The organism is Sphingobacterium sp. SGL-16, from assembly GCF_011043515.1.
Classification (GTDB): domain Bacteria; phylum Bacteroidota; class Bacteroidia; order Sphingobacteriales; family Sphingobacteriaceae; genus Sphingobacterium; species Sphingobacterium litopenaei.
The window spans coordinates 168,238-175,539 of record NZ_JAAKGQ010000002.1; the positions used below are offsets into that span (position 1 = coordinate 168,238).

Here is a 7,302-nt window from a genome sequence, read left to right on the forward strand (position 1 = left end):
GAGCGAATCGATTGATTCGCTCTTACTTTTTAACAACTTTTTTAAGTAAATACTCAAACACTTCTTGATAGGGTAAAGTTATAATCGTAAATTGACTTAAATCACACTAACCCTAGAATGGAATTTTTAATTAAAATATTAATCTATATCCATGCCTTCTTTGGTGGATTAGGATTGCTATCGGGTGTAGCAAGTCTATATGTTAGAAAAGAAAGAACAAAACACCGAAACTCCGGTCAAATATTTTCCTTTTCTATGCTGATTAGTTCAGGACTATCTTTAGTCATTGCCATACTCCCCAATCATCAAAATACTTTTCTTTTTTTAATCGGACTCTTTACCATTTATTTGATATTATCTGGAAATCGCGCTTTATCATTTAGAGATTCTAATAAATTGTCGGCTAATACAACCGATAAAGTTATCTCTGGAAGTATGTTTCTTATTGCGCTAATAATGCTAATTGTCGCGACTTTCAAATGGATAGCTGAACACGAAGATGCTATATTTTTCTTATTCTTTGGAGCGATAGGCTTATTCTTGGGAATAAATGATTTTAGAAATTACAAATTTTACAGATTCCAAAAAATTGCTTGGTTGAAAAGTCACATTGGTCGCATGATAGGAGCTTTAATAGCAGCTTTTACGGCATTTCTAGTAACAGGGTTACAACGAAATGATATAATCTTTTGGATTACTCCTACTTTTATTGGTATTATCATCATTACTTATTGGACAAAAAAAGTAAGAAAAAGAGGTTTTATAAAAGAAGTTTATAAAATCAAATTTTGTCATTCGATTTTTGATTTTATTTGTGATCTATTAAGTAAAAATAATGTAGCTTGCACGCCAATTATTACGTCATAATCACACTTACACACCTTTACTAATGGAAACATTTATAAAAACATTAATTTATATCCACGCTTTTTTAGGGGGATTAGGACTGTTATCTGGACTTTCAAGCGTATATTTTCGAAAGGGAAATACTTCACACAAAGAATCTGGTAAAATATTCAGTGCAGCTATGATCAGCAGTTCTCTTATTTCGTTGATAATTGCGCGGTTGCCGAATCACGAAAACACCTTTTTATTTCTAATTGGCTTATTCACTATCTATATGATTTTAGCAGGTAATCGTGCGCTCACATTTAAAAGCAAAGAGAAATCCGCCGCAGATACATTGGACAAAATCATCTCGGGGTCAATGTTATTCATCAGTATCATCATGCTTGGATTGGGTGTATTGGGAATCCTACAGAAAATAGAAGGTTCTATATTGTATGTATTCTTTGCGCGATTTGGCTTATTTATGAGCGTAAATGATTTTAAATATTTCAAAAGATTAACTACGAAAAACATAGCCTATCTGAAAAGCCATATTGGTCGAATGGTAGGTGCATTAATTGCTTCCTTTACCGCTTTCCTTGTCGCGGGGTTACACTTTAATGAAACCATTTACTGGATGGCGCCAACAGTTTTAGGAACAGTTTATATAATTTACTGGATTAAAAAAGTTGATAAGCATAAAGTTTCCACTATAAAATAAGAAAAGGCGAATCGTAAGATTCGCCTTTTCTTATTTTATGGTTTTCTATATGAAATTTATCTCGCCAAAAAATTGGGGTTGGTGAAAGTTTGGTTTGGGTAAATCGATAGTACTCCAGGCTAAGAAGTGTGGTTGCGGAAGACCATCCCCACATTTATAAAAGTTTGCATGATACGTCTGACCTTCCAACGAAACTGCATTAAAAAGTGAGGTTGGAATCACCAAATAACTCTCCCACTCTTTACTACCTTTAATATTTTTCACTTGAATGTACGTATCCACTAATTCTATTTGCGCTGCAGATAAACGTGTTCTTTCTGACTTTACTGCCGATCCGTATCCTATCAAACCTGTACCCAATGCGTTGAATTCAAAATTGTAGTAGGTCTCTTTACCATCTAAGGAAAGAAAAAATTCCACACAGCTATCTTCCCATACATTTTCATTTGGTCGAATGTAAGAAGCTTTCACAAACTCTTCTTTCACATCGTAATGTATAAATATATGCTCTTTATCGTAAGCAATCTGAAACTTCACATCAGGTTGATATGGATATTCGTTAGCCCATGGAGCCTGATCGATAGCATGCCATTCCAATTCCTTGAAAACAAATTTTAAGGATTCCATCGTAATGGAGGGAATGTGAATTTTAGGTACTTCTAATGAACTCATTTACTAATTGATAGATAGTGTATTTTTCAAAATATCCTTCAGTACCGTTTCGTGTTGCTCCAATTCCTGAACGAGCTTTATTTGAGCACGAGTACGTACTAAATTGTGGTCAAGATAATGAATTTTGTAGTATAAATCACCATCTATATAATCAGTCAAGAAACGAACTGCCTGCATATAAGGCAATAATAACACCCCATAAAATAAAGATTCTATTTCCTCTTCGGTTAAAAATTCAGCGGCTTCTGCCAAATAACCTTCTGTATAAGCTTGAAACAATGGAATATTTAAAACTATTTTAGATAGGTCTTTTTCATCCTCAGCGGCTGAATTGATAATCGTGCGTATCGCATCACCAAAATCATAAGCTACATAACCTGGCATTACCGTATCCAGGTCAATCACACATTGTACATTATCATTCTCATCCAATAATACATTATTGAATTTGGTATCATTGTGCGTAATACGTAAAGGCAATTCACCATTTTCGGCCATGTGCAAAACGGTAAGCATGCGATTTTCACGCGAGTTGATATAGTCTAATATATCTTTTACCTCATCTAGTCGATTAGCTTTATTTTCACGAATCGCATTTTTAAGATTATTCAATCTAAAATCAATATTGTGGAAATTTGGCAATATCTCTACAATTTTACGCGCATCTAGCGTAGATAATTGTTTTTGAAATTGTCCAAAAGCTCGCCCACCAGAGTAAGCTTGCTGATAAGTTTCTACGATATCGTAGCTTTTAACATTGTCTAACAATATAAATACTCTCCAATATTGACCATCCTGGTCTTTGTGGTAAAGCTTGCTGTCCTTGCAAGGAATAATCGTCAAAGTATGTTTTGTTACATCCTCCACACTACCTGCCATCACATTTTTCAAATGATCGGTGACCAATTGAATATTTTGCATCAATCCATCAATATTAGGAAATATATGGTGGTTAATCTTTTGCAATAAATAGGAAGTATCGGCATTATCTATGCGCACTCGAAATGTATCGTTAATATGGCCGGAACCAAATTTTTCGATACTTACGATTTCGCCAGAAATATCAAATTGAGAAACTACATTTTTGAGCTCAAAATAAACGTCATTGGTTAAATTCATGCACTTGATTTTCAAAATAATGACCAATATCAATAATTCATTGTATTAAATAAAGCTTTTTTTTATATCAAACGTTTGCACCATTTTCTTTCAGAATGGAATCATTTATCCTGATTTAATTTATTATATTCGTAATGAAGATTTTTATTTAATATATGATAACAGAAATAGTCGTCATTTTGGTGCTTATGGTACTTAATGGTATTTTGTCCGCCTCCGAAATCGCCATAGTATCCAGTAGAAAAGCACGATTACAATCCATAAGTGATGAAAATGCGGGCGCAAAAAGAGCCTTAAAACTTAAAGATGACCCCAATCAATTCTTATCTACCGTTCAAATAGGTATTACCTTAATTGGTATTTTAACTGGTTTTTTCTCTGGGGGCTCTATTTCAACTTACATCGCTGAACACCTGAAATCGATTCCTTCATTAGCTCCATATAGCGACACGCTTTCCGTAGGTATAGTTGTATTAATAATTACCTATATGTCCTTGGTTATTGGCGAACTGGTGCCCAAAAGAATTGGGATGGCTATACCAGAAAAATATGCTTCGCTCATCTCCAGACCAATGGACATCCTGAGCAAAATTGTAAAGCCGTTTGTTTGGTCATTATCTGTTTCGACTGATTTTATTGTTAAATTATTAAATATCAAAACTTCCAGCAATGCGGTAACAGAGGAAGAAATTAAAGCTTTAGTCGATGAAGGAGTGACTAGTGGCGTTATTGAAGGCTTTGAACATGATTTGGTAGATCGCTTGTTGACTATTGGCGATAAGCGCGCTTTGAATATTATGGTTCACCGCAATGATATTACATACTTGGATATTCAGGATTCCTTTGAGGAGATGCGGAAATATATTCTTAAGTCCAATCATACAGAGTACCCAGTCTGCGACGGACATTTTGATAATATGAAAGGTATTATTTCGGTGAAAGATTTATTGAAAGCCTTTTTATTGAATGATCATCCAGATATCGAAAAATTAATCCAGCCTATTCCATTTGTGAATGAAAACAGCGGAATATATTCTGTGTTGGAGATATTAAAAAGCAGCAGAGTGACACAAGCTGTTGTAATTGATGAGTACGGAACACCTCAAGGTATTATTACATTAAAAGATATCCTCGGAAATCTAGTTGGAACTTTCGATGAAGAAGCGAAAGAAAGTAAATCAAAATTGGTTCGTTTGCGCGAAGATGGCTCATACATCATAGATGGACGTTGTCAGCTTGATGATTTCTTCGAAAAATTTGAAATCCACCTAAGCGAAGATGACGAAGATGAAATTTCAAATATAACGACTGTCGGAGGACTGGTATTCCTTTATTTGGATCATATCCCTGCCGAAGGAGAATCCATCACCTACAAAGGTTACCATTTGGAAGTCATCGACATGGATGGCAACCGAATAGACAAGGTGGCGATGACAAAAATCAAATCACTAAATTCTGATATTACGGATAATATCGATTAGGCAGCATATTGCTGAATAATCGATATTAGATCTGATCTGGTTAATAGACCGCTTTGCCGCCACACCTGTTGACCAGATTTATATAATATCAAAGTCGGAACACCTTGCACCGAAAAACTTCTTGCCAAAGCATTGTTCTTATCCACATCAATTTTAATCACACTTAATCCTTCACCAAAGTGTTCTTTCACTTCTTTGAGAATGGGCGCTAATGTCTGACAAGGTCCACACCATTCTGCTGAAAAATCCACTAAAACCAAATTATTTTTCTCAATCAACTCTTTAAAACTTGCCATAACTTTTCTTTATTAATTAAAAGGGATACTCAATTTTTCCAAGTCTTCTACATCCAAATGATACATATTGAGATCCACAAAACCTTTAATTCCTTTAACGCTGCCTTTTTCCGAAAATTGCCAAATATCCCAATGTGCTTTAGGCGACTCTACCCAAAAATTATAATTAGCAATCCAAAGCTTGTAATCTTTAAATTCTTTCTCTAAGAAATCAGTAAAATAACTATCTCCTGAATATACAATAGGCTTGACTTTGTAATGCGCTTCTACCCGATCCAACCATCTTTTCAAACCTACACGCAGACTATCCATCGATTGCCTTCGCGGACGCTCTTCAATATCTAGAACAGGTGGAAGATCGCCCGGTTTTAATTTTACTGTTTTAATAAAATTATTAGCTTGTTTGATGGAATTTTCATTTGGCCTAAAATAATGATAAGCACCGCGCAGTTTATTAATGCGCTGTACAGCAGACCAATTTTGATCAAATTTACTATCCTTCCCTTTCTCTCCCATCGTGGCTCTTACAAAAACAAAATCTATAGGAAATTCTTCATTGATCAGACTTACAGAATCCCACAAAATCTTCCCTTGATATTGACTAATATCAATCCCAAAAGATTTATCCGAATGAGAATTCATCAATAATATATTACGCGCATCATGTTTACTCTTTTCAGAATCTCCTTTCTTGATTTCCTTATCAAAAAGTACGTGATAATAATACTTAACACTATGCCGGTAATTCCATATGGCAATCAAAACTATTACAGCAAATGGTATAGCAACGCTCCATATCAAATACCGCCTTCTCTCCTCTGCAGCTGATACAACATTTTTCTTGCTCCTTTTCTGATATTTCGCCATATTGCGACTAAAATAAGTTATTTCAAAATCTATATCAACTATAATTAATGAAAGTTTATAACCCGAAAGATTGGTTTCATACCATAAAACATTTGTTGAAATCTGATCATTCGAAAAAGATCTTCCCTATACTTTTACTTGTTTCTGCCTTTTCTTGGGGCGTAGCTTATCTCGAACTCGAATACCTCAATTTATCCGATAAAAGTTGGGTTAAAAATATCACCACCGTACATAATCTACTGGGATTTGTGCTTTCGTTAATTTTGGTTTTCCGTACCAATACCGCGTATGACAGGTGGTGGGAAGCACGCAAACAATGGGGAGCTTTGACGAACATAAGCCGTACCTTGAGTATAAAACTAAATGCTATGCTGCCCGTAGATGATAAAGTCAACCGTAATTTCTTCCGAAAATCCATACCGCTTTTTGCTGAGACATTATTTAGCTTCTTGAGGTCGGATTACACCAAATTTATGTTGGACGAAAAAGATCATCCTGAATTAGCTGATTTGGATGACAAAAAGCATGGACCTAATCAAGTAGCTTCCCTAATATTTAAAAAGGTGAATGCATTATATACAGAAAACAAAATTACGGGCGACCAGCTTCGAATCTTACATGAAGATATCACAGGGATGACGAATGTCTGTGGAGCATGTGAACGCATCAAAAATACGCCTATTCCCATTGCTTACAGTTCATTTATCAAGATATTTATTATCATTTATTCTATCACTCTTCCTGTAGGATATGTTTTCTCTATGGGTTATTTCGTAACGTTGGCGGTTCCGTTTATTTTCTATGTACTAATAACGATAGAAATGATAGGCGAATCCATTGAAGAACCTTTTGGTTTGGACTCTGACGATCTTCCAATAGATAAAATAGCAAATAATATCCGTAAGCATTGCCGCGAAATTCTTGCTCAATAGCCTCAAAAAGTGAATTTTTCTAGGAGAAAATAAAATAATTCACCTCATTTTCAAGGCATAAGCCTATTGTCGCAAAATAAGTTTTGTAGATCTAGTTAGAATTTCTACTTTTGTGGCGGAGAGTTGGCAGAGTGGTCGAATGCGGCGGTCTTGAAAACCGTTAACTGTCACAGGTTCGGGGGTTCGAATCCCTCACTCTCCGCAGAAAAAGCTTCATCAAAAGATGGAGCTTTTTGCATTTATAGCCTCAACAAGAACTCAAATCGGATCATACGGAAAGTTTGGGGGGGTAAAGATTTTTAAGCATACAATTTCATCACTCTGTATAGGAAGAATGTTGTATCCCTTACGCCACGAAAGACACTCCTGAAAGCTTTGAGTTTTGT

General features: G+C 35.2%; 8 protein-coding genes and 1 tRNA gene. 5 read left to right on the forward strand and 4 right to left on the reverse strand.

The window, feature by feature from the left end; genetic code table 11:
• Nucleotides 1-117: 117 nt before the first annotated feature.
• Nucleotides 118-867, forward strand: a complete 750-nt coding sequence (locus G5B32_RS01710; RefSeq protein WP_206366759.1) for a hypothetical protein — start codon at nt 118-120, stop codon at nt 865-867.
• Nucleotides 868-889: 22 nt separating this feature from the next.
• Nucleotides 890-1,549: a hypothetical protein gene (locus G5B32_RS01715; RefSeq protein WP_165289826.1), complete on the forward strand. Its 660-nt coding sequence runs from the start codon at nt 890-892 to the stop codon at nt 1,547-1,549.
• A 45-nt stretch (nt 1,550-1,594) separates the two neighbouring features.
• On the opposite strand, the gene G5B32_RS01720 is transcribed toward G5B32_RS01715, so the two are convergent.
• A complete protein-coding gene (locus G5B32_RS01720) occupies nt 1,595-2,221 on the reverse strand; it encodes a carbohydrate-binding family 9-like protein (RefSeq protein ID WP_165289827.1) in 627 nt (208 codons plus the stop codon).
• A gap of 3 nt (nt 2,222-2,224) precedes the next feature.
• Complete coding sequence (locus G5B32_RS01725; RefSeq protein WP_165289828.1) at nt 2,225-3,340, reverse strand: phosphotransferase enzyme family protein; 1,116 nt, start codon at nt 3,338-3,340, stop codon at nt 2,225-2,227.
• A gap of 155 nt (nt 3,341-3,495) precedes the next feature.
• Between G5B32_RS01725 and G5B32_RS01730 the strand changes: the two genes are divergently transcribed.
• Nucleotides 3,496-4,821, forward strand: coding sequence for a hemolysin family protein (locus G5B32_RS01730; RefSeq protein ID WP_165289829.1), 1,326 nt, complete (start codon nt 3,496-3,498; stop codon nt 4,819-4,821).
• On the opposite strand, the gene trxA is transcribed toward G5B32_RS01730, so the two are convergent.
• Both trxA and G5B32_RS01740 read right to left on the reverse strand, forming a co-directional pair.
• The gene (gene trxA / locus G5B32_RS01735) at nt 4,818-5,117 is read right to left on the reverse strand and encodes a thioredoxin (protein ID WP_165289830.1); all 300 of its coding nucleotides are present in this window, start codon (nt 5,115-5,117) and stop codon (nt 4,818-4,820) included. The genes G5B32_RS01730 and trxA overlap by 4 nt on opposite strands.
• 12 nt (nt 5,118-5,129) lie before the next feature.
• On the reverse strand, nt 5,130-5,984 hold the full coding sequence (locus G5B32_RS01740) for a glycoside hydrolase family 25 protein (RefSeq protein ID WP_165289831.1): 855 nt from the start codon (nt 5,982-5,984) through the stop codon (nt 5,130-5,132).
• 47 nt (nt 5,985-6,031) lie between these two features.
• On the opposite strand from G5B32_RS01740, the gene G5B32_RS01745 reads away from it, so the two are divergent.
• Nucleotides 6,032-6,916: a bestrophin family protein gene (locus G5B32_RS01745; protein WP_165289832.1), complete on the forward strand. Its 885-nt coding sequence runs from the start codon at nt 6,032-6,034 to the stop codon at nt 6,914-6,916.
• A 117-nt stretch (nt 6,917-7,033) separates the two neighbouring features.
• A tRNA-Ser gene (locus tag G5B32_RS01750) sits at nt 7,034-7,118 on the forward strand.
• Nucleotides 7,119-7,302: the final 184 nt, after the last annotated feature.

Bases quoted from the DNA above. Each gene is read 5' to 3' on its own strand.
- G5B32_RS01715 (WP_165289826.1), top strand. From the start codon at position 890: ATGGAAACATTTATAAAAACATTAATTTATATCCACGCTTTTTTAGGG.
- G5B32_RS01725 (WP_165289828.1), bottom strand. From the start codon at position 3,340: ATGAATTTAACCAATGACGTTTATTTTGAGCTCAAAAATGTAGTTTCT.
- G5B32_RS01720 (WP_165289827.1), bottom strand. From the start codon at position 2,221: ATGAGTTCATTAGAAGTACCTAAAATTCACATTCCCTCCATTACGATG.
- trxA (WP_165289830.1), bottom strand. From the start codon at position 5,117: ATGGCAAGTTTTAAAGAGTTGATTGAGAAAAATAATTTGGTTTTAGTG.
- G5B32_RS01745 (WP_165289832.1), top strand. From the start codon at position 6,032: ATGAAAGTTTATAACCCGAAAGATTGGTTTCATACCATAAAACATTTG.
- G5B32_RS01730 (WP_165289829.1), top strand. From the start codon at position 3,496: ATGATAACAGAAATAGTCGTCATTTTGGTGCTTATGGTACTTAATGGT.
- G5B32_RS01710 (WP_206366759.1), top strand. From the start codon at position 118: ATGGAATTTTTAATTAAAATATTAATCTATATCCATGCCTTCTTTGGT.
- G5B32_RS01740 (WP_165289831.1), bottom strand. From the start codon at position 5,984: ATGGCGAAATATCAGAAAAGGAGCAAGAAAAATGTTGTATCAGCTGCA.